Source organism: Xanthomonas sp. WHRI 6106 (assembly GCF_040202405.1).
Taxonomy (GTDB): Bacteria; Pseudomonadota; Gammaproteobacteria; order Xanthomonadales; family Xanthomonadaceae; genus Xanthomonas; species Xanthomonas cannabis.
The window spans coordinates 20,533-41,353 of sequence record NZ_JBEGFC010000015.1 but is presented as its reverse complement, the minus strand read 5'-3'; the positions used below and the strand labels follow the sequence as shown (position 1 = coordinate 41,353).

Below are 20,821 nucleotides of genomic sequence, written 5' to 3'. Positions count from 1 at the left end.
TGACCGATGCGCGCCTTCCGGATCCGCACACTGCAACACCTGCTGATGCGACATGCAACGCGACACCGCGTTGCTGCGGTGGTGTGCGCCGTTGCCGTGTTAGTTGCGCAGGTGCAGCAGGTCGCTGGCGCGGCGCCCAGTGCGGCCGCAACCGCGGCCAGCGCCGACTGCGTGGAAGGGCTGCTCCGCCGGCTGGGCTGGAGGATCGAGCGCGCCGCCGTATCCGCACCGGTCATCGAGCGTGGTGCGCCGTGCACGCGCGGCTCGCTTGCGCAGGCGCGTGCTGCCGGCGACCTGAAGTTGACCGTGCCGGCCGCCTGGGATGCGCAACAGCGCCGCGCGTCGCTGACGGCGTTGCTGGATGACAGCGCCACCCAGTGTGCGTACGCGTTCGAGGTCGGTGCGGCAACGCGCCACGCCGTAAGCCAGTTGCAGGACAATCCGGGGTATCGGTTTTCAGCGCTGCAGCTGGGCTGGATTGGCTTCGGTTGGCGCGGTGCGGCCGCGCAAGGGTGGAGCGGCTTTCGCAGTCTTGGCCGTGGCTATCAGCCGCGAGGCAGCAACGCACAGGCACTGGATGCGTTCTACCGCGGGCGGGTGCGCTCTGAATGCGGCGTGGGGCGGCAGGTTGCCCAGCTCGCCACCCAGCGCGAGTTGTACGGCGACGCGGGTTTCGACCAGGTGTTTACGCCTGGCGAGTTGTCGATCGGCACCTTCCTGACCTTGCATGACACCGACAGCATTCTGCTCGGCGCACATGCCGGCGAATTTTTCGCCGACGGCAAGGCGGTAAAGACCTCGCAACTCGGGCGGCAGGCCTTCGTCGGTGCGCCGGGTTTCATCGCGCATGTGTTCGACAAGGCGTTTCTGGACGATATTCACAATCAGGCCGAAAACTTCGTGGTGGTGGATGTCAGCGATGCCGCCGCGCAAGCCCTGGCGCAGCACGGGGGCTTTGCGCATTACGACGCGCTCAACCGCCAGATCTGGGAGCTGGCTCAGCCGTTGCGTGGACCCGGCAAGCGGCGTTTCGAGCGCCTGCTGTACGAGCGCGATGCGCAGCTGCGCGCCACCCTGGATGCGCAGCAGCAGGCACGGCTGCACCAGCTGCAGACGCTGCTGGACGACCCGTTCTATCAGGGGTTTCTGGTTTATGTGCATCCCAAGGGCGTCAAGCCGATCGGTTACCACGTGGCGCGCCTTCTCGACCGCAACCCGCGCACGCCGTATGCGATCGACCTGACCCTGCACAATCTGCGCACCACCTTGTACTGGCGATGGATCGACTGGCAGCTGCAACAGTGCGCTGGGCACATTGCCACGGAACAATCCATTGAGGATTCCGCGACGCCGGCGTACGCCGGCCGTGGCACCCTGCACTGATCAGATCACGAGGAGTCGTTATGGAACTGGGTATGGTGGGTTTGGGCCGCATGGGTGCCAACATGGCCGAGCGTCTGGTGCACGGCGGACACGTTGTGCATGGGTACGATCCGGGCGCGGCCGCACGCAGCAGTGCGCAGGCCAAGGGAATCGTGACCGCCGATGCACTGGCATCGCTGGTGGCAGCGCTGCCCAGCCCGCGCGTGGTGTGGTTGATGGTGCCGGCCGGCAAGATCGTCGACGACACCTTGGCGCAGCTGCTGCCGTTGCTGCAGGCCGGTGACATCGTCATCGATGGTGGCAATTCGTATTACAAGGATTCGCAGCGGCGTGCGGCGCAGTTGCAGGCCAGTGGCATCGCGTTTGTCGATTGCGGCACCAGCGGCGGCATCTGGGGCCTGCAGGAAGGCTACAGCCTGATGGTGGGTGGCGAGGAAGCGGCGGTGACCACGCTGCACCCGATCCTGGCCACGTTGGCGCCTGCGCCCGACAAGGGCTGGGGCCGGGTGGGCCCGAGCGGCGCCGGTCATTTCACCAAGATGGTCCACAACGGCATCGAGTACGGAATGATGCAGGCCTATGCCGAAGGCTTTGCGTTGATGCAGCACAAGAGCGATTTTGCGCTGGACCTGCACCAGGTGTCGGAGATCTGGCGCGACGGGAGCGTGGTGCGCTCGTGGCTGCTGGATCTGACCGCCGACGCGTTACGCCACAACCCCACCATGGCCGGTATCGCGCCGTTCGTGGCCGATTCGGGCGAAGGCCGCTGGACGGTGGCCGAGGCGATCGATCTGGAAGTCTCTGCACCGATCATCACCCTGTCGTTGATGGAGCGGCTGCGTTCGCGCGACAAGGATTCGTTCACCGACAAGTTGCTGGCGGCGATGCGCAACCAGTTTGGCGGGCACGCGGTGATGACCACCACCCCCGCCGCGCCGACGATCGGCAGCAAGGACGCATAAGCGCGATCCGTCAGACGGCCACGCGTGCCTTGCGGCAGGCGGGGCCGTCGGGTTGGGGCGGTGTGCTGTCAGGGTCATGCGTGTTGCGCGAAAGCTCACGCCAAGCCGTCTGTGGCGAGCATGCGGTTCGCCGCAGGTTCGAACAGCGCAGCGCTCAGGCGTATTGGCTGCACCGACGGATCGCGTAATCCGACGTCATGCGCTTTCCGGGCAGCCGTGCACCCGCTGACAACGCAGGTGCTGTTCGATCACGATCGATGGCGCTGCATCGTCGTCACCCGCGCGGCGTGCGCAGCACAGGCGCATCATCGCCGGATGCTTTTGCGGACCGACAGCGCACGCTCGCATGTTGATGCGCGTGCTATGTGGCCGCGCGCACCGTGTAGTTGATCGTGGCGTTACAGGCCGCGCGCGCCATCCAGCCACTGCACCTGGCCGCTGGCGGCACCGCGCTGTGCCAGCTCCAGCAAGTGGATGAGCAGCACCGCGTCGGCGCCGCCCACCGGTGCCGGGCCAGTGCCGGCCAGCGCATCGCGGAAGGCGGCATAGCACTGGCGGTAATCGCCCGGCAGGTTTTCGGGTTGATGGCTGTGCACACGCCCTTCGTCGTCGATGCGGGTGAGCGTGCCAGGCAACGGGTCCACCCCCCAGCCCACCGTGCCCGGACGGCGTCCGGCACGTAGCTGGTCTTCCTGCGTGTCCAAACCATGCTTGAGATAGCTGCCACGCGTGCCATGCACGGCAAAGCGCAGGCCGTTGTCGGCCACCAGCGAGCCGGCATGCAGGATCACGCGCAGCCGCGGGTAATGCAGGGTGACGTGGAAATAATCATCGCTGCGCGCCTGGCTGCGCTGGCGCTGCAGGTCCGCAGCAATGGCCTGCGGCGTGCCGAACAATTGCAGGGCCTGGTCCAGCAGATGCGGGCCCAGGTCGTACCACAGGCCTGCACCGGGAGCATCGCTTTCGCGCCAGCGGTCGCGTACCTGCGGGCGGTAGCGATCGAAGTGCGAATGGAATTCCACCACCTCACCCACCTGGCCTTCTTCGATTAGGCGGCGCACGGTGAGAAAGTCCGCGTCCCAGCGGCGGTTCTGGAACACGCTGATGACGCGCCCGGCGTTGGCGGCCGCATCGACCATGGCGCGTGCCTGCGTGGCGTCGAGTGCGAATGGCTTGTCCACCAGCACATGCTTGCCTGCGGCCAGGGCCTGCAGCGCGAACGGCGCGTGGGTCTGGTTGGGCGTGGCAAGGACGACCGCGTCGAGCGCAGGGTCGGCCAGTGCGCTGTCGAGGTCGGCAACCACGGTGACGTCGGGGTAGTCGGCTTGCGCCTGTTGCGGCTTGGACGACACCACGCTGTGCAACCGCAGGCCAGGCGTGCTGGCGATCAGCGGGGCGTGGAAGGTGTGGCCCACATAGCCGTAGCCGACCACGGCCAGATTGAACGGTTTAGGCATTGAAAACGGTTCATCGCAACGACGGAGGAAGCCGGCATGGTATTGCACACGCCTGTGTGCGCCGGGTTCACAACCTCTGCATGTTGCGGTCACGTCTGCTCGACGAGCGCCACCGCAAGCTCCATGCACATTCAACAGGAGCGTCTCGGATGAAGAACATGATGCATGCACGCAAGCTGCTGGCAGTGGCGCTGTCGCTCGGCCTGACCCTGGGCGCCTCGCAGGCGTTCGCCGCACCGCAGGACATGGGTGCGCATAAGGATCACGCCACCAAGGACCATGCTGCCGACAACATCAACGAGTCCAAGAAGCCGGTGACCGACACCTGGATCACCACCAAGGTCAAGGCCGACCTGCTCGCTACCGACAATGTGTCGGGCACCGACGTCAAGGTCGAGACCAAGAACGGCATCGTGACCCTGACCGGCACGGTGGCCACCCAGGCCGAGCACGACAAGGCCGTGGCCGTGGCCAAGGGCATCGAAGGCGTCAAGAGCGTCAAGTCGACCGGCCTGAAGGTCACCGCTGCGAAGAAGTAAGCGCCGCCGCTGCAAATGCCGGGCCGGCCGAGGCGAGGCGGCGGGACCGAGCACCAGGCGCACTCCCCAGGAGTGCGCCTTTTTGTTGCCTTGCTGCCGGCGTCGGGGAAGCTGCAGCGCTACCGGACACTCTCGCAGTTTTCACATTTACTGCACGTATGATATGCCCATTCAGCTATGTCACGACGGTAGCTGATTTGCTGAATCGTTAATCTCATTCGGGGCGCAATCGGAGACAATGCCGGCTGGTCCCGGGCACACGCAGCGAGCGAAGACAGACCTGGCAATGCAGACAACGGTCCAAGCAGACAGATGGGATCGCTGGCGCCTGCCTTCATTGGCGGTCGCCGTGTGCCTGATCGTCGTGGTGCCGTCGCTGCTGTTGCAGCAGATGGCGCACAACGCCAATCAGGCGGCGGTGTGGGTATCGCATAGCCAGGATGTGCAGGAAAACGCGCAGCGCCTGGAGGCGGCGATGCGCAACGCCGAGTCGGCTGCACTGATGCGGTCGCACGGCGTCGAGCGCCCGGCGCTGCTGGAGCGCATGCGCCGTGGGCGCAGCGAAGCCTTCGCTGCAGTGCAGCGTCTGATCGAACTGACCAAAGACAATCCTGCGCAGCAGGTGCGCCTCGGACGGATCCAGAGCACGATCGAGCGGCGGATGGTGCTGGCCGAGCGCATCGCGGTGACCACCTCGCCGGAGCAGATCCGCGCGCTGATCAACGAGATGACGCTGAGCAACCCGATCCGCGTGCTGATCGACGAGGTGCAGGTCGCCGAGGGACGCTTGCTGACCTTGCGCAATGCGCGCGCCGAGACCGAGCGCCTGCATTACGCAGTGTTGAGCTGGGCCGCGCTGGCGGTGCAGCTGCTGTTGCTGGCCACGGTGATCTGGCTGCTGCAGCGGCAGATCCGTCGCCGCCTGGCGGCCGAGCAGGAATACCTGCGCGCCAACGGCCGTGCCAGTTCGGTGCTGCAGACCGTGCGCGAGCCGATCGTGTTGCTGGATGCCAGCCAGCGCATCGTGCTGCACAATCCGGCCTTCGCCGAGCTGTATGGCCTGGAGGATCGCGGCAACGAATTGATGGCATTGGACGAGGTGGGCGAGGGCGCGTGGCGCGATCCGCAGATCCACCAGCGGCTGGCCGATGTGTTGCTGCGCGGCCGCGAGCTGTGGGATTTCGAGCATGAGCAGCGCGGCGCCGATGGCGTGTTGCGCACCATGCTGATCAACGCGCGGCGCATGCCGTTGCCCGACACCGCCGAAGAGGACGTGGTGCTGATGACGGTCAGCGATATCAGCCTGCAGAAGGCGTCGCAGCTGCGCATCCAGGAGCTCAACCGGCAGATGGAAGGCAAGGTGGAGCAGGTCTCGGAGGTCAACCGCGAGCTGGAAGCCTTCAGCTATTCGGTCTCGCACGACCTGCGCGCGCCGTTGCGGCACGTGGCCGGTTTCTCGGACAAGCTGGCGCGCCACCTGGGCGATGCAGCCGACGAAAAATCGCGCCATTACATGGAAGTGATCAGCTCCTCGGCGCGGCGCATGGCCTCGCTGATCGACGACCTGCTGGTGTATTCGCGCCTGGGCCGCAGTGCGTTGCGGCTGCAGGCGGTGGACATGCAATCGCTGGTCGCCGAAACCCGCGCGATCCTGGATTCCAACCTGCAGAGCGAGAATACCGGCCACCGTGTGGACTGGCAGATTGCGCCGCTGCCGGTGCTGGTGGCCGACGAAAACATGATGCGTCAGCTATGGATGAACCTGCTGGGCAACGCCGTCAAATACAGCGCCAAGCGCGAGGTGGCCAAGATCGAGGTCACCTATACGCCGATGGCCGATGGTGGCCATCAGTTCAGCGTGCGCGACAACGGTGCCGGCTTCGACATGGAGTACAGCGCCAAGCTGTTCGGCGTGTTCCAGCGGTTGCACAAGGCCAGCGAGTACGCCGGCACCGGCATCGGTCTGGCCAGCGTGCGGCGCGTGCTGACGCGCCATGGCGGCCGCATCTGGGCCGAAGGCATCGTCGATGAAGGTGCCACGTTTTATTTCGTGCTTCCCCCTGCGCTCGAAGCGCCCAACCAAGAGTTCACCGAATGACCGCCATTCGTACCATTCTTCTGGCAGAAGACAGCCCGGCCGATGCGGAAATGGCGGTCGACGCCTTGCGCGAAGCCCGTCTGGCCAACCCCATCGTGCACGTCGAGGACGGCGTGGAAGCGATGGATTACCTGCTGCGCCGTGGCGCCTTCGCCGATCGCGAGGAAGGCCTGCCGGCGGTGTTGCTGCTGGACATCAAGATGCCGCGCCTGGACGGGCTGGAAGTGCTCAAGCAGGTGCGCAGCGACGAGACACTCAAGCGCCTGCCGGTGGTGATCCTGTCGTCTTCGCGCGAAGAGAGCGACCTGGCGCGCAGCTGGGACCTGGGTGTCAATGCCTATGTGGTCAAGCCGGTGGATGTCGACCAGTTCTTCAACGCGGTCAAGACGCTCGGGACCTTCTGGGCGGTGATCAACCAGGCACCGGAGCTGGACTGAGCCATGCCGCATGAGGGTGGCAATCTGGAGCAGCTGAAGATCCTTCTGGTGGAAGATTCACCGGAAGATGCCGAGCTGTTGTCCGATCAGTTGCTCGATGCCGGCATCGATGCGGCGTTCGAGCGCGTGGACAGCGAGCCCTCGCTGCGTAGCGCGCTGGATACGTTCCAGCCGGACATCGTGCTGTCGGACCTGAGCATGCCCGGGTTTTCCGGTCACCAGGCGCTGCGGTTGGTGCGCCAGAACGGTGCCACGCCCTTCATCTTCGTCTCCGGCACCATGGGCGAGGAGACCGCGGTCAAGGCGCTGCAGGATGGCGCCAACGACTACATCATCAAGCACAACCCAACGCGATTGCCGAGTGCGGTGGTGCGCGCGATCCGCGAGGCGCGCGCCGATCTGGAACGCCAGCGCGTGGAGAGCGAGTTGATGCGCGCGCAGCGTCTGGAAAGCCTGGCGATGCTGGCGGCCGGCCTGAGCCACGATCTGCGCAACATCCTGCAGCCGTTGCTGATCGTGCCCGACCTGCTGGCCGGGCGCACCGACGACCCGCAGTTGCGGCAGCTGGCCAATGTGGTGGCCGAGTGCGGCCGGCGCGGCCACGAGATGGCCGAGTCGATGCTCTCGTTCGTGCGCGGTTCCAACAAGCCGCGCGAGCAGGTGTCCATCGCCAATCTGTTCCAGGCCGTGCAGATGCTGCTCAAGAGCAGCCTGCCCGACGGGGTGCGCCTGCAGATGGACAGCATCGCCTCGGACCTGACCATCGAAGCCAACTACACCGAGTTGCAGCAGTGCCTGCTCAATCTGGGCCTGAATGCGATCCAGGCGATGCCCGGCGGCGGCACCTTGATTCTGGCGGCCGATCAGCACGATGCCACGCGCGTCCGCATGAGCGTGGCCGATACCGGCGTGGGCATGAGCGACGAAACCCGCGCTCGCCTGTTCAGCCCGTTCTTTACCACCAAGGCCGATGGCACCGGGCTTGGCCTGATCTCGTGCAAGCGCATCGTGGAAAGCTACGGCGGCAGCATTCAGGTCGACAGCCGCCTGGGCGAGGGCACGCGCTTTGACATGATCGTGCCGATGCGTGCGGCGGCAGTCGTGGCGGCCGAGGCTGACCCGCCGCTCGCGCTGGGCCACGGGCAGCGCATCCTGCTGGTGGATGGCGAGGCCACGCGCCTGTCGCTGCTGGGCAACGCCCTGTCCAGTCAGGGCTATCAGCCGCAGCTGGCCACCGATGGCGCTGCCGCGCTGCAGCTGGTGCAGCAGCACGCAATGCCGGATCTGGTGATCATCGACAGCGACATCATCCTGCTGTCTGCGGTGGGCGTGCTGCTGAGCATGCAGGAGCTGGGGTATCAGGGCCCGGCGATCGTGCTGGAAGACATGGGCGCGCCGTTGCAGCGCGGGCACTTTCCGCCGGATATCCCGGTGCATGTATTGCGCAAACCGCTGGAGATGCGCCGCGTGTTCCGTGCCGTGGCGCACGCGCTCGAAGTGGCCTGAGGCCGCATCGGTCCGCTGCGTGCGTGCCGGATCACCGCCGGCATGCCGCAACAGTTGACGCTGACGCCGGCCGCATGCGCGAATACCGCATGACCACCGTGCTTCTCAGCCTCGGCAGCAATGTCCAGCCGACTCATTACCTGCGCTTGGCCGTGGCGGCCTTGCGCGCGCGCTTTGGCCCGCTCGCGGTATCCCCGGCATATCGCACGCCGGCCGTGGGCTTCGACGGGCCGGATTTCGTCAACAACGCCGTGGCGCTGCAGACCGATCTGGAGCTGCATGCGCTCGATCACTGGTTGCATGCGCTGGAAGACGCGCACGGCCGCGATCGCAGCGGGCCACGCTTCAGCGACCGTACCCTGGATGTGGACGTGGTGTTCTTCGGCGATTGCATCATCGAAGGCCCGGGCCAGCTGCGCATCCCGCGCCCCGAGCTCAAGCACGCGTTCGTGCTGAAGCCGCTGGCCGACATCGCGCCGGACTTCGTCGATCCATTGAGCGGGCGGACGCTGGCCGCGCTCTGGCAGGCGCATGCGCAGTACGGCGCTGCCTTCATCACGGTGGACCTGGAGCCCGCAGCGGCGACGGCCGATATCGCGCAGTAGCGCCGCCGCCCGACCGGCGTCACTGCGCCACGGCAGTTGCGTGCAGCGCAGGGCGATCGCGTGGATGCCCTGTGACTGGCGAAGGTGGCCGGCGTCGCAGCCGCGCGTGCAGGCACGCAAGCCCCCCAAGAGCGGCCGACAACCGTAGCGAGCAGTGTCGGGTGTGGGCGCGGTCGGCGCGCATGAACCGGCGCGAGCGGCACATGCCGATCCCGGGCAGCGGCCGCGCGCGCCTGGCAGCTGTGCAGTCGTGGTGCTGGCCGCTCTAACTGAGCTGACGGCCGCCATCCACATGCAAGGTGTGGCCGGTGATGAAACCGGCGTCGTCCAGCAGCCAGCGTACGGCCTCGGCAACTTCTTCCGGCGTGCCGATGCGCGCCAGCGGGGTGCGGGCCAGCAGCGCCTGCTTGGCATCGGAGGGCTTGCCTTCTTCCGGCCACAGGATCGCGCCGGGCGCCACCGCATTGACGCGCACCTGGGGCGCCAGCTCCAGCGCCAGCGAGCGGGTGAGCATCTCCAGTGCGCTCTTGGAGGCGCCATACAGGGGGTGGTTGCGCATCGGCTGCTGCGCGTGCAGGTCGGTGAGGTTGACGATGGCGCCATGGTGCCGGCGCAGCTGCGCCGCGGCGGCCTGGGCAATGAAGAACGGCGCACGCGCATTGACCGCGAACAGCGCGTCCCACTGCTCCGGCGTGGCCTCGCCCAGGACGGTGGGGAAAAACGCCGAGGCGTTGTTGACCACCGCATCCAGGCGACCGAACGCATCGATGCACTCGGCCACCAACTGGGCAGGGGCCTGTGGCAGGCGCAGATCCGCAGATAGGGCGTGCGCACTGTCGGCGCGTTGTGCGCACAGTTCGGTCACGCGTGCGTCCAGCGCCTGGCCGGAGTGGTGCGCATGCAAGGCCACGCGGTAGCCGGCTGCGTGCAGCGTGGTGGCGATCTGCGCGCCGATGCGGCGGGCTGCACCGGTGATCAACACCACCTTGGAACTGTCTGTCATGGCGTACTCGCTCGGCGTTGCAGAGGGCTCGGCTATCCTGTGCATTGTCCCCGCAACCGGTGCCCGCATGCACGCCGACCTTCCCACTCCCGATTCGGACGCGCTGGCGCACAGCGACCAGTTGGCCGCGCACCTGCGCGCCGAAATCCAGGCCGCTGGGGGTGCGATTCCGTTCTCGCGCTTCATGGAGCTGGCGCTGTATGCGCCGGGCCTGGGCTATTACAGCGCCGGCGCAAGCAAGTTCGGCGAGGCTGGTGATTTCGTCACCGCACCCGAGCTTGGGCCGTTGTTCGCGGCCACCGTCTCCGGTGCGCTGGCCCCGGTGCTGCAGCAGCTCGGACCGCAGGCGCGGGTGCTGGAAGTGGGTGGCGGCAGCGGCGCGTTTGCCGAAGTCACCCTCAAGCGGTTGCTGGAGCTGGATGCGCTACCCGAGCGCTACGCGATCCTGGAGCCCAGCGCCGACCTGCGCGAGCGGCAGCGCGAGCGCCTGGGCCGCAGCCTGATTCCGCCGGTGTTCGATCTGGTCGAGTGGCTGGATGCGCCATTCCCCGACGATTGGGATGGCGTGCTGTTCGCCAACGAGGTGATCGATGCATTGCCGACGCCGCGGTTCGCGTTGCGCGATGGCGAGGTCTACGAGGAAACCGTGGTCCTGGACGCGCAGCAGCAGTTTGCACGTGGCGAGCAGCCGGCCGATGCGTTGTTGAGCGCGGCGGTGCGCCACCTCGAGCGCTACCTGCAACAGCCGTTTGCCGACGGGTACCGCTCCGAGTTGCTGCCACAGCTGCCGTACTGGATCCAGGCGGTGGCCGGCGGTCTGAAACGCGGTGCAATGCTGTTTGTCGATTACGGTTATCCGCGCGGCGAGTTCTATCGTGCGCAGCGCGAGGACGGCACCTTGCGGGCGTTCTATCGCCATCGCATGCATGAAGACCTGTATCGCTGGCCAGGTCTGCAGGACCTGACGGCGTCGGTGGACTTCACCGCATTGGCCGAGGCCGGCACCGGTGCCGGTTTCGAGTTGGCCGGCTACTGCACGCAGGCGAGTTTCCTGCTGGGCAATGGGCTGGATGCCTTGCTGGCCCAGGCCGAGACGCGCACCGATGACGTGGGGCGCATGCGCCTGCGCGAGCAGATCAAGCGGCTGACCTTGCCCAGCGAGATGGGCGAGCGCTTCCAGGTGATGGGGTTCTCGCGCGATGTGGATTTCGCTCCTGCATTCCTGGCCGGCGATCTTACGTGGCGGCTGTGACCCCGGCGCTACGGCCGTTCCATCGGCCGCGCGTGTGGGTAGGATTGTGGGTCGCGGCCATCGGCGTTCTCATCGCGGTGTGCCTGGGGCCGCCGCCAGAATTTCCGGAGCTGCCGTCCAACAGCGACAAAGCGGAACACTTCCTGAGTTTTGCGCTGTTGTGCTGGGGGGCGGTGCAGTTGTTCGCAACGCGACGGGCGCTGTTGCTGGCGGCGTTCGGGTTGGTGCTGTTGGGGATCGGGATCGAGATTGCGCAGGGGGCACTGACCACCAATCGCAGTGCCGATCCCTATGACGCGCTGGCCGACACCTTGGGCATCCTGGCCGGGTTGTGCCTGACATGGACGCCGCTGCGCTTGGTGATGCTGCGAATGGATCAGCGTCTGTTTGGTGCACGCTGATTCTGCAAGACGGTATGGGCAGGGCCGCAGATTCATGGGGTGTCCTGCTGGCAGTGAGGGTGCGGCGCGTTCGACCATGCTTTAAGAGCCGGGGGATCACGATGCGCACAGCGCATGTCTCAACCTGATTGTTCACTACGGACAGAGCAGGCGGAGAGCTGATCGTCCGCGCCGTCGCTGCAGGGCCCTTGCCCGCCCACCATCGCAGGACACGCTGCAAGTACATCCATGTAGCTCCGTGGCGGCATCCATGCCGCCACGGGTCCCGCGACGGTGGGCGGGCAAGGACCAGTCGAGTTGGTCGGTCCGCATGGATATAAACCAGCGACGATCAGGCTGGCGATGCGGTGGCCTTTGCTTTCAATAAAACCACCAACCAACTGTCTGGCGTGGTGTCCTCGCCGATTGCGGGACCGTGTGGCGGCATGGATGCCGCCACCGAGCCTACAGGGACGTACTTGCGGCGTGTCCCGCGAGCGGTGAGGGCACCGCGCCCTCGACCAGACTTGAAGACAGGCCAAGCGATCACGATGCGCACAGCGCATGGGTCTCAACCTGATTGTTCACTACGGCCAGATCAGGCGGAGAGCTGATCATTCGGGCCGTCGCTGCAGGGCCCTTGCCCGCCCACCATCGCGTGACACGCTGCAAGTACGTCCATGTAGCTCCGTGGCGGCGTCCATGCCGCCAAGGGTCCCGCGATGGTGGGCGGGCAAGGACCAGTAGCGATAGTCGGTACGCAGCGTTTCGACAAGCAATCGACAAGTGGCGTGACGCGGTGCCTTCGCCGGGGAGCTGATCTCATCCTCTGGACAAGTCGTCGGCACCGCAGCAGTCCCATGGCGACCGCATACGGAGTGCTTGTCGTTGTCAGACGGGCATGCGTACCGGGCGCTCGCGCAACCACTTCGTTGCCACCCACTTTTCGCCGGCCAATACGGGGGCGCCGGCATGCAGGCTACGCGTCATCGGGTGCGGGCGGTCGTAGCTGAAAAACACTGCGTTACCTTTCACTGCCGCAACGTCCAGATGCACATCGGGGAAGCGGGTGGCACCACCGCGTTCGGGTGTGTTGAGGTACATCACCAACGACGCGACGCGTTGACCGCCGGCCTGCAGCAACACCGGCGTGCCCGCGGCGTCGGGGTCGAAGTAATCGTAGTGCGGCTGATATTCCGCACCGGTGACGTAGCGCAACACCTGCAGGCCTTCGCCGTGGTCCACTGGCCAATCGAGCAGGCGCGAGATGCGCGCTTCGATGCTTCGGCAAAGTGCATCCTGGCCCAGCTGCAGGCACATGCTGTGGCTGGTGCGTGCGGCATGCACGATCTGCGCGCCGTTGCGGTTGTCTACCGTACGTGAGCGCACCAGGTGCGGTTGTGCGAGTGCGATCAGTGCATCGCATTCGGCATCGGACAGGAACTTCTCCAGCACCACCACGCGCGGCAGCAGCAGGCTGATCAGTACGCGCACCTGACGGTCGCCCAGATCCAGTAGCGATGCATCGTCGTGTTGCAGCAGTGCGGGTACGCGCACCGGCAAGGGCAGACCGTTTGCCTGTGCGTGTTGCTGGATATGGGCGCGCACCAGCGTCTCGACTGCATCGACGGCGTCCTGCTCGTTCCAGCCCTGATCGAGCAATGGCTGTAGCGCTTGCTCGGGTGGGTGGCCGGCCACGGCCTGCGCAACGATCCAGTCGGCCAATGCTGGAGCAATCGGGAGGGATGTCATCCCGCCACAGTGCATGCCGAGCTGTGTCAGTGGTGTGTCAAATGTGTCGTGGTAAGACAAATGCAACAGACGCCCCCTATAACGGTGACGGGGATCTTGAACGTGCTCGCCACTGCAGTGAGCGGAACGCAACCAATTCTTGACGACTCCTCTTCATACCGGACCTTTTGACCTGGAGATCAGCCGCATGTCCGTTCGCAATAGCAGCAAGACACTTCTCATGACGTTCGGGACCGCGCTGGCATTGTCTGCCTGCGGTGGCGGTGCCGACCGTGTCGCGTCGCCGGGCGAAGGCGCGTTTCCGCCCGCACCGGCGCCCGCACCGACGCCGGCGCCCACGCCTGCACCGACGCCTGCACCCACACCGACCGGCCCGGCCGCGGATTGCCCGACCGGCTTTTCCAACGTGGGCACCATCGCCAACAACACGCTGCGCTCGTGCCAGTTGCCGGAGACCATCACCGGCAATCTGGTGGTGCCGGCCCGTGCAGGCACGGCGTATTCGATCAGCGGGCGTGTCAACGTCGGCACCGATCGCGGCGGCAACGCCACCGCGCCAGCGGCCGGCAGCACGCAGGGCATCCTGACCATCGAACCGGGCGTGACCCTGTACGGTTCTGCCGGTAGCGACTACATCGTGGTCAACCGCGGCTCGCAGATCTTTGCCGAAGGCAGCGCCACCGCACCGATCGTGTTCACTGCGCGCCAGGCGCTGGATGGCACGGTGAGCGCCAACACCATCGGCCTGTGGGGCGGCATCGTGGTGCTGGGGCGTGCGGCGATCAACAACTGCCCGGGCACCACCGTGTCGGGCACTCCGGAGTGCCAGGCGCAGGTCGAGGGCACCAACGCGTTCTACGGCGGTAACAGCGCCACCGACAACAGCGGGTCGCTACGCTACCTGCGCGTGATGTATTCGGGCTTTGAAATCTCGCCCAACAACGAGCTGCAGGGCATCACCCTGGCCGGCGTGGGCAGCGGCACGCGCCTGGATTACGTGCAGATCCACAACAGCTCCGACGACGGCATCGAATGGTTCGGTGGCACCGTCAACGGCAGCCACATCGTGATCACCGGCGCCGACGACGATTCGCTGGATACCGATGCCGGCTGGAGCGGCGCCCTGCAGTACGGCATCGTGGTGCAGCGCGCCGGTGGCGGCGACCGCATGAACGAGTGGAGCAGCCTGCGCCGCCAGCCGTATTCGCGCCCGAAGGTGGCCAACTTCACCTATGTGGGCAATGCGCGCGCCGGTGCGGCGATCATGCTCAACCAGGGCACCCAGGCAGCGTTCTACAACTCGGTGTTCACCCGTCCGGCCGGCGGCACCGGCGATGGCCTGGTGTGCCTGAACATGGCTGACGCCGACACCGCCGGCACCTTCCACTCGGTGTTCTTCGCCTGCCCGACCGCATTCGGCAGCGATGCACGTGCAGCCAGCCAGTTTGCAGCCGGCACCAACAACGTTGCCAACGGCGTGTCCACGCTGCAGAACACCTTCATCAATGGCGCCAACGAAACCGCGGTACCGGCGTTCCAGGGCTTGAACGGGGTGAGCAGCTTCTTCCAGCAGGTGAACTACATCGGCGGCGTGCGCGATGCCAACGACACCTGGTGGCAAGGCTGGACCTGCGGCCTGACCGCCGATCGTCCCTGCTGAGGCACGGCCTTGCGCGGCGGCCCGACGCCGCCGCGCGATGCGTCCCGCTTCATCTTTCTGTTGCCAGGGCTCCCACGATGCGAACCTCCACTGTTGCCCGTCTCTCGCGGACGGGCCTGTCTCTTTCCATTTCCACCTTGCTGATGTCCGGCGCCGCACTGGCGCAGTCGACCACCAGCGATGCTGCCGGCGGCAGCAGTTCCAGTGCCGCCATTGCGCCCAAGCAACTCGACCAGGTCGTGGTGCGCGGCGAGTACATTCCCGAACCGATGCTGCAGACCTCCGAAGTGGCCTCGTTCGTCACCCGCGAGGACATGGAGCGCACCGGCGACAGCAGCGCGGCGGTGGCGTTGACGCGCGTCACCGGGCTGAGCCTGTCGCGCGGCAAGTATGTGTATGTGCGCGGCCTGGGCGAGCGCTATTCGTCGGCGCTGTTCAACGGCTCGCCGTTGCCCAGCCCCGAGCCAATGCAGCGCGTGGTGCCGCTGGACCTGTTCCCCAGCGACGTGCTGCAAAGCGTGACCGTGCAGAAGACCTATTCGGCCGATTACCCCGGTGAATTCGGCGGTGGCGTGATCGATCTGCAGTCGATGACGGTCCCGGACAAGCCGTTCCTGTCGCTCACCGTGGGCGGCGGCGCCAATAGCGTCAGTACCGGCGAGAAGGGCCTGACGTATTACGGCTCCGGCGACGACGAGTGGGGCTTTGATGATGGCACGCGCAAGCAGCCGGGCGCGTTGCGCGATGCGATCGGCAGTGGGCGCCGCGTGGACCTGGGGAATTTCTCGCGCGAGGACATCCGCCGCATCGGGCGCAGCATGAACGACGCCAACCTGTATGTGCTGCAGGAAAAGGACAGCATCGCCCCGGACGTCAACGTGGGCGGCAGCGCCGGCTACAGCATGGACGTGGGCGAGGCCAAGCTGGGCATCGTCGCCGTTGCCAGCTACGACAACGAATGGCGCACGCGGACCGGCAAGCAGCAGGACGGCATCTTTGTCGGCGACAGCGTGGAGTTCAATTCCAACTACGATTTCGCCACCACCCGCAACAACGTGCGCAGCAACGGCATGCTGGGGCTGGGCTGGGAATACGGGCGCCACAAGATCGGCTGGACCACCTTGTATGTGCACGACGCACTGAAGGTGGCGCGCAGCCGTGCCGGCCGCGATGAGCTGGCAGGTTTCGATGTGCGCGACGACAACACCGAGTGGTACGAGCGCCAGCTGATCAACAACCAGCTGCTCGGCTCGCATGCGTTCGGCGAATACGATGACCTCGAGATCGAATGGCGCGCCGCAGTGGCCAATGCAAGCCGCGATGTGCCCTACGAGACCGGCATCCGCTACGAGTTGCTGGATGGCTACTGGGCGCACGATGCGTCGCGCGTGCAGAACTACACGCGCTTCAGCAAGGTCGATGACACCGTGGCCAGCGGTGGTGTGGATATCACCTGGCGCCTGCCGATCGAGCACGACCTCACCATCAAGGGCGGCCTGGCGTATCTGGACAACGACCGCAGCGCGTGGAGCCGCGAATTCCGTTTCCTGGCGCTGGATGGCCCGCTGCCGTTCCTGAACCAGTATCAGCGCGTGGACTATCTGCTCTCCGACTACAACCTCAGCAACGACCTACTGCGGCTGCGCGAGACCACCGGCAGTTTCGGTGCGGCCGCCTACGACGCCACCTTGAAGGTGAAGGCGGCGTACCTGCAGGCCGAAGGCGAGATCGTGCCGACCCTGCGGGCCACCGTGGGCGTGCGTTACGAGGACGCCACCCAGGCGGTGCATCCGTACGACATCTTCACCGGCACGCGGCAGGACAGCGTGGCGCCGCTGCAGAACAGCTACGCGCTGCCCTCGGTGACGGTGACCTGGAATCTTGCCGAGAACCAGCAGCTGCGCTTCGGTGCATCCAAGACCATTGCGCGGCCGCAGTTCCGCGAAATGGCGCCGCAGCAGTATCTGGACCCGGATATCGACCGCCAGTTCTTCGGCAACCCGTTCCTGGTGGACAGCGAGCTGGTCAATCTGGATGCGCGCTACGAGTGGTTCTTCGAGCCGGGCCAGTACGTCACCATCGGCGCCTTCTACAAGGACATCGACAAGCCGATCGAAGCCATCGTCAACGACGCGCCCGGCGGCGGCATCGTGCAGAGCTTCATCAATGCGCCCAAGGCCACGCTATACGGTGTGGAGCTGGAGGCCAAGAAGTACCTGGACCTGCCGATCGCCGCGGACTGGTGGGGCGACAAGCGCGTGTTCGTGTCCGGCAATTACACGCGTACCACCTCGGAGGTAAGCGCCAGCGCCGGCGACACGGTGCAGCCGTTCGGCTTCAGCGCACCGGTGCAGGCCAACCTGTTCATTCGTGATGGCTCCGCACTGCAGGGGCAATCGGATGACATCGCCAATCTGCAGATCGGCGTGGAAAGCGAGAGCACGCACAGCCAGGCCACGTTGATCGCCAATTACGTGGGCGAGCGGGTATCGGCGCGTGGCCGCCCCGGCCAGCCGGATTACATCGACAAGCCCGGCACATCGCTGGATCTGGTGATCAAGAAAGGCCTGGTGTGGTCGGGCGATACGTTGTCGGTGAACATTGCCGCACGCAATCTGCTCAAGACCAAGTACCAGGAGTATCAAAAGCTGGGCAGCAACCGGGTGGACCTGTACACCTATCAGCCCGGCATCAGTTATGACATCAGTGTGACCGCGCGCTTCTGAGCCGTCGCACGCGTCCGTCACCGCAAACGCCCGTCGTGCCACGCACGGCGGGCGTTGGCGTTCTGCCGCACGTCGGCCTGTGCCGGCCTGTGTCATCGCTTTCTTCGAACTGACACATTGCTGCCGCATTCTGTCATCCGTTCGCAATCCTGAGACGGATGTCTGCTTTGCAGCGCGTATTACCCCCCTTGAATGCCGTCATGTCGCTGCGTGGTGTACGCACCGCCGTGGTCTGCGCGCTGGCCCTCCTGCTGGCGGTACAGGCGCTGCGCCTGGTGTGGCTGGTGGTCACGCCGATCGGCCCGTTGGGCACGCGAGCGCCCGCCATCGAGGCGACATTGGATCTGTCTGCGCTTGGCCGCGACGTGTTCTATCGCAACGTCGGCGACGCCAGCAGCGATGGGATCGTGCTGCATGGCGTGCGCGCCGGCGACACGCACGCGGCCGCCTATCTCAGTCGCGGCGACGGCAGACAGGGCGCCTACCGGGTCGGCGATGCGGTGGTGCCCGGTGTGGTGGTGCAGGCGATCGCTGCCGACCATGTGCTGCTGCGCACCGGCAGCGGCGTGCGCCGGCTGGGGTTGATCGACGCTGCGCCGCAGGTGCCCGCCTCGACGACACCGGTAGCGGGCACGACGACAGCAGGCACGGCCGCTGCGGTGATGTCGAACGTGGGCAACGCCACCCACGCATCCGCCGCCGCCGCCGTGGACCCGCAGCAGTTGCTGAGCTCCGCCGGCTTACGCGCAAGCGAGGACGGCAGCGGCTACACGCTCATGCCGCGCGGTGATGGGGCATTGCTGCGACAGGCCGGCCTGGCCGCCGGCGACGTCCTGACCCAGATCAACGGCCGCACCCTCGATGCCGAACACCTGCGCGAGCTGCAGGACGAACTACGCGATGGTCAGGCGGCCACGCTGACCTACCGCCGCAACGGCCAGACCCACACCATGACCCTGAAGCGCCCGCAATGAGTGCCGTTCGTCCCCTCTGGCTGATGACGGCCACCTTGTTGCTCGCGCTTCCCGCCATGCCGGTCGTATCGCTGCGCGCTGCCGATGCGCCGGCCGTGCGCCTGCAGGATGTGGACCTGCGTGCCTTCATCCAGGATGTGTCGCGTGCCACCGGCATCACCTTCATCGTGGACACGCGCGTGCAGGGCACGGTGAACGTGGCGCGTGCGCAGGCGATGTCCGAGGCCGATCTGCTGGGCATGCTGCTGGCGGTGCTGCGTGCCAATGGCTTGATTGCGGTGTCCAGCGGGCCGGCGACCTACCGCATCATTCCCGACGACACCGCCGCGCAACAGCCCGGCAGTGCGGCCGATGGCAATCTGGGGTTCGCGACGCAGGTGTTCACCCTGCAGCGCGTGGATGCGCGCAGTGCCGCGGAAATCCTCAAGCCGCTGATCGGGCGCGGCGGGGTCATCATGGCGATGCCGCAAGGCAACAGCCTGTTGATTGCCGACTACGCCGATAACCTGCGCCGCATCCGCACCCTGGTGGCGCAGATCGATACCGACCGCGCGGCCATCGATACGGTGACGTTGCGCAACAGCTCGGCGCAGGAACTGGCGCGCACCCTGACCACGCTGTTCGGGCAAGGCGGCGAGCGCAGCAATGTGCTGTCGGTGCTGCCGGTGGACAGCAGCAACTCGTTGATCGTGCGTGGTGATCCCGCACTGGTGCAGCGGGTGGTGCGCACCGCAGTGGACCTGGACGGACGCGCGGAACGTCGTGGCGATGTCAGTGTGGTGCGGCTGCAGCACGCCAGCGCCGAGCAATTGCTGCCGGTGTTGCAGCAACTGGTCGGGCAGACCCCGGGTAATGAGGCGCAGCCGGGGCAGGACACGCGCCCCACTGCGGTGGATGTGGCTGCCGCCGCCACCGGCGCCGCGCAGACGCAGGTGATCACCCCGGCCGCTGGCAAGCGCCCGGTGATCGTGCGCTACCCCGGTTCCAATGCGCTGATCATCAATGCCGACCCGGAAACGCAGCGCGCCTTGATGGACGTGATCCGCCAATTGGACGTGCATCGCGAGCAGGTGCTGGTCGAGGCGATCGTGGTGGAGATCTCCGACACCGCTGCCAAGCGCCTGGGCGTGCAGCTGCTGCTGGCCGGCCGCAACGGCACCGTGCCGTTGATCGCCACGCAGTACAGCGGCGCGTCGCCGGGCATCGTGCCGCTGGCCGCTGCGGCCGCCGGTACCCGCAGCGGCAATGCCGATGACGATTCGGTGCTGGAACAGGCGCGCAATGTGGCCGCGCAATCGCTGCTGGGCCTGAGCGGCGGTTTGATCGGGCTGGCCGGGCAAAGCAACGATGCGGTGTTCGGCATGATCATCGATGCGGTCAAGAGCGACACCGGCTCCAACCTGTTGTCCACCCCGTCGATCATGACCCTGGACAACGAACAGGCACGCATCCTGGTCGGCCAGGAAGTGCCGATCACCACCGGTGAAGTGCTGGGTGCGGCCAACGACAACCCGTTCCGCACCATCCAGCGCCAGGACGTGGGCGTGGAGCTGGAAGTGCGCCCGCAGATCAACACCGCCGGTGGCATCACCCTGGCGATCAAGCAGGAAGTCTCGGCCATCGCTGGGCCGGTCAGCGCGCAGTCCTCGGAGCTGGTGTTCAACAAGCGCCAGATCGAAACGCGCGTGGTGGTGGAGAACGGCGCCATCGTCGCGCTCGGCGGCCTGCTGGACCAGAACGACCGCCAGACCGTGGAGAAGGTGCCCTTGCTGGGCGACGTGCCCGGCCTGGGTGCGTTGTTCCGGCACAGGTCGCGCAACCGCGACAAGACCAACCTGATGGTGTTCATACGCCCCACCATCATCCGCGATGCCGCCGATGCGCAGCGCATGACCGCACCGCGTTACAACTACCTGCGCGATCGGCAGCTGGCCGATGGCGATCCCGAGGCGGCGCTCGATGCGTTGGTGCGCGACTACTTGCGGGCACAGCCGCCGCAGTTGCCGGCCGGCCCATCGTCGGTCGTGCCGAAGCGGACACCGGCACCCACGCCTGTGCCCGCTGCACGTCCCGCGCAGCGCTGATGC

At 66.3% G+C, this 20,821-nt stretch carries 16 protein-coding genes and 1 other RNA gene; 13 read left to right on the top strand and 4 right to left on the bottom strand.

Annotated elements, in window-relative coordinates; translation table 11 throughout:
- Positions 1 to 39 precede the first annotated feature (39 nt).
- Positions 40 to 1,383 carry a hypothetical protein gene (locus tag ABQZ09_RS18435; RefSeq protein WP_349777619.1) on the top strand — a complete coding sequence of 448 codons (1,344 nt, stop codon included), beginning with the start codon at positions 40 to 42 and terminating at the stop codon, positions 1,381 to 1,383.
- 20 nt (positions 1,384 to 1,403) lie between these two features.
- Positions 1,404 to 2,345, top strand: a complete 942-nt coding sequence (gene gnd, locus ABQZ09_RS18430) for a phosphogluconate dehydrogenase (NAD(+)-dependent, decarboxylating) (RefSeq protein ID WP_039404367.1) — start codon at positions 1,404 to 1,406, stop codon at positions 2,343 to 2,345.
- Between the two features lie 398 nt (positions 2,346 to 2,743).
- Here gnd and ABQZ09_RS18425 read toward each other — a convergent pair whose 3' ends face one another.
- Positions 2,744 to 3,802, bottom strand: a complete 1,059-nt coding sequence (locus ABQZ09_RS18425; RefSeq protein ID WP_228315329.1) for an oxidoreductase — start codon at positions 3,800 to 3,802, stop codon at positions 2,744 to 2,746.
- A gap of 149 nt (positions 3,803 to 3,951) precedes the next feature.
- On the opposite strand from ABQZ09_RS18425, the gene ABQZ09_RS18420 reads away from it, so the two are divergent.
- The 5 genes from ABQZ09_RS18420 (at position 3,952) to folK (ending at position 8,987) form a co-directional block, all read left to right on the top strand.
- Complete coding sequence (locus ABQZ09_RS18420; protein WP_047697150.1) at positions 3,952 to 4,341, top strand: BON domain-containing protein; 390 nt, start codon at positions 3,952 to 3,954, stop codon at positions 4,339 to 4,341.
- A 286-nt stretch (positions 4,342 to 4,627) separates the two neighbouring features.
- The gene (locus ABQZ09_RS18415; protein ID WP_039404373.1) at positions 4,628 to 6,439 is read left to right on the top strand and encodes a sensor histidine kinase; all 1,812 of its coding nucleotides are present in this window, start codon (positions 4,628 to 4,630) and stop codon (positions 6,437 to 6,439) included.
- Positions 6,436 to 6,876 carry a response regulator gene (locus ABQZ09_RS18410; protein ID WP_039404375.1) on the top strand — a complete coding sequence of 147 codons (441 nt, stop codon included), beginning with the start codon at positions 6,436 to 6,438 and terminating at the stop codon, positions 6,874 to 6,876. Before ABQZ09_RS18415 ends, ABQZ09_RS18410 begins: the two co-directional genes overlap by 4 nt.
- A 3-nt stretch (positions 6,877 to 6,879) precedes the next feature.
- A complete protein-coding gene (locus ABQZ09_RS18405) occupies positions 6,880 to 8,382 on the top strand; it encodes an ATP-binding response regulator (RefSeq protein WP_039404378.1) in 1,503 nt (500 codons plus the stop codon).
- A gap of 89 nt (positions 8,383 to 8,471) precedes the next feature.
- Positions 8,472 to 8,987: a 2-amino-4-hydroxy-6-hydroxymethyldihydropteridine diphosphokinase gene (folK, locus tag ABQZ09_RS18400; protein ID WP_349777591.1), complete on the top strand. Its 516-nt coding sequence runs from the start codon at positions 8,472 to 8,474 to the stop codon at positions 8,985 to 8,987.
- A 133-nt stretch (positions 8,988 to 9,120) separates the two neighbouring features.
- Here folK and ABQZ09_RS18395 read toward each other — a convergent pair.
- Both ABQZ09_RS18395 and ABQZ09_RS18390 read right to left on the bottom strand, forming a co-directional pair.
- Positions 9,121 to 9,192: non-coding RNA, sX9 sRNA (locus tag ABQZ09_RS18395), on the bottom strand.
- 60 nt (positions 9,193 to 9,252) lie between these two features.
- On the bottom strand, positions 9,253 to 9,990 hold the full coding sequence (locus ABQZ09_RS18390) for a pteridine reductase (protein WP_349777590.1): 738 nt from the start codon (positions 9,988 to 9,990) through the stop codon (positions 9,253 to 9,255).
- Between ABQZ09_RS18390 and ABQZ09_RS18385 the strand changes: the two genes are divergently transcribed.
- Both ABQZ09_RS18385 and ABQZ09_RS18380 read left to right on the top strand, forming a co-directional pair.
- Positions 9,989 to 11,242: a class I SAM-dependent methyltransferase gene (locus tag ABQZ09_RS18385; protein ID WP_184389875.1), complete on the top strand. Its 1,254-nt coding sequence runs from the start codon at positions 9,989 to 9,991 to the stop codon at positions 11,240 to 11,242. The genes ABQZ09_RS18390 and ABQZ09_RS18385 overlap by 2 nt on opposite strands.
- A complete protein-coding gene (locus tag ABQZ09_RS18380; RefSeq protein WP_047697142.1) occupies positions 11,230 to 11,643 on the top strand; it encodes a VanZ family protein in 414 nt (137 codons plus the stop codon). Before ABQZ09_RS18385 ends, ABQZ09_RS18380 begins: the two co-directional genes overlap by 13 nt.
- Before the next feature lie 870 nt (positions 11,644 to 12,513).
- Here the strand turns inward: ABQZ09_RS18380 and ABQZ09_RS18375 are convergent.
- A complete protein-coding gene (locus ABQZ09_RS18375; RefSeq protein WP_349777589.1) occupies positions 12,514 to 13,374 on the bottom strand; it encodes a 2OG-Fe(II) oxygenase in 861 nt (286 codons plus the stop codon).
- Between the two features lie 187 nt (positions 13,375 to 13,561).
- Between ABQZ09_RS18375 and ABQZ09_RS18370 the strand changes: the two genes are divergently transcribed.
- The 4 genes from ABQZ09_RS18370 to gspD all read left to right on the top strand — a co-directional run bounded on the left by ABQZ09_RS18370 (position 13,562) and on the right by gspD (position 20,818).
- Positions 13,562 to 15,034, top strand: a complete 1,473-nt coding sequence (locus ABQZ09_RS18370; RefSeq protein ID WP_166743848.1) for a beta-helix domain-containing protein — start codon at positions 13,562 to 13,564, stop codon at positions 15,032 to 15,034.
- A 77-nt stretch (positions 15,035 to 15,111) separates the two neighbouring features.
- Positions 15,112 to 17,760, top strand: a complete 2,649-nt coding sequence (locus ABQZ09_RS18365) for a TonB-dependent receptor domain-containing protein (RefSeq protein ID WP_349777588.1) — start codon at positions 15,112 to 15,114, stop codon at positions 17,758 to 17,760.
- Between the two features lie 158 nt (positions 17,761 to 17,918).
- Positions 17,919 to 18,734, top strand: a complete 816-nt coding sequence (locus tag ABQZ09_RS18360) for a type II secretion system protein N (RefSeq protein WP_349777587.1) — start codon at positions 17,919 to 17,921, stop codon at positions 18,732 to 18,734.
- Positions 18,731 to 20,818, top strand: a complete 2,088-nt coding sequence (gene gspD / locus ABQZ09_RS18355) for a type II secretion system secretin GspD (protein ID WP_349777586.1) — start codon at positions 18,731 to 18,733, stop codon at positions 20,816 to 20,818. Before ABQZ09_RS18360 ends, gspD begins: the two co-directional genes overlap by 4 nt.
- Positions 20,819 to 20,821: the final 3 nt, after the last annotated feature.

What these genes read in the sequence shown, in the direction of transcription:
- gnd (WP_039404367.1), top strand. Translation starts at nt 1,404, where the DNA reads ATGGAACTGGGTATGGTGGGTTTGGGCCGCATGGGTGCCAACATGGCC.
- gspD (WP_349777586.1), top strand. Translation starts at nt 18,731, where the DNA reads ATGAGTGCCGTTCGTCCCCTCTGGCTGATGACGGCCACCTTGTTGCTC.
- ABQZ09_RS18365 (WP_349777588.1), top strand. Translation starts at nt 15,112, where the DNA reads ATGCGAACCTCCACTGTTGCCCGTCTCTCGCGGACGGGCCTGTCTCTT.
- ABQZ09_RS18370 (WP_166743848.1), top strand. Translation starts at nt 13,562, where the DNA reads ATGTCCGTTCGCAATAGCAGCAAGACACTTCTCATGACGTTCGGGACC.
- ABQZ09_RS18375 (WP_349777589.1), bottom strand. Translation starts at nt 13,374, where the DNA reads ATGACATCCCTCCCGATTGCTCCAGCATTGGCCGACTGGATCGTTGCG.
- ABQZ09_RS18385 (WP_184389875.1), top strand. Translation starts at nt 9,989, where the DNA reads ATGGCGTACTCGCTCGGCGTTGCAGAGGGCTCGGCTATCCTGTGCATT.
- ABQZ09_RS18425 (WP_228315329.1), bottom strand. Translation starts at nt 3,802, where the DNA reads ATGCCTAAACCGTTCAATCTGGCCGTGGTCGGCTACGGCTATGTGGGC.
- ABQZ09_RS18390 (WP_349777590.1), bottom strand. Translation starts at nt 9,990, where the DNA reads ATGACAGACAGTTCCAAGGTGGTGTTGATCACCGGTGCAGCCCGCCGC.
- ABQZ09_RS18410 (WP_039404375.1), top strand. Translation starts at nt 6,436, where the DNA reads ATGACCGCCATTCGTACCATTCTTCTGGCAGAAGACAGCCCGGCCGAT.
- ABQZ09_RS18360 (WP_349777587.1), top strand. Translation starts at nt 17,919, where the DNA reads ATGTCTGCTTTGCAGCGCGTATTACCCCCCTTGAATGCCGTCATGTCG.
- folK (WP_349777591.1), top strand. Translation starts at nt 8,472, where the DNA reads ATGACCACCGTGCTTCTCAGCCTCGGCAGCAATGTCCAGCCGACTCAT.
- ABQZ09_RS18420 (WP_047697150.1), top strand. Translation starts at nt 3,952, where the DNA reads ATGAAGAACATGATGCATGCACGCAAGCTGCTGGCAGTGGCGCTGTCG.
- ABQZ09_RS18415 (WP_039404373.1), top strand. Translation starts at nt 4,628, where the DNA reads ATGCAGACAACGGTCCAAGCAGACAGATGGGATCGCTGGCGCCTGCCT.
- ABQZ09_RS18405 (WP_039404378.1), top strand. Translation starts at nt 6,880, where the DNA reads ATGCCGCATGAGGGTGGCAATCTGGAGCAGCTGAAGATCCTTCTGGTG.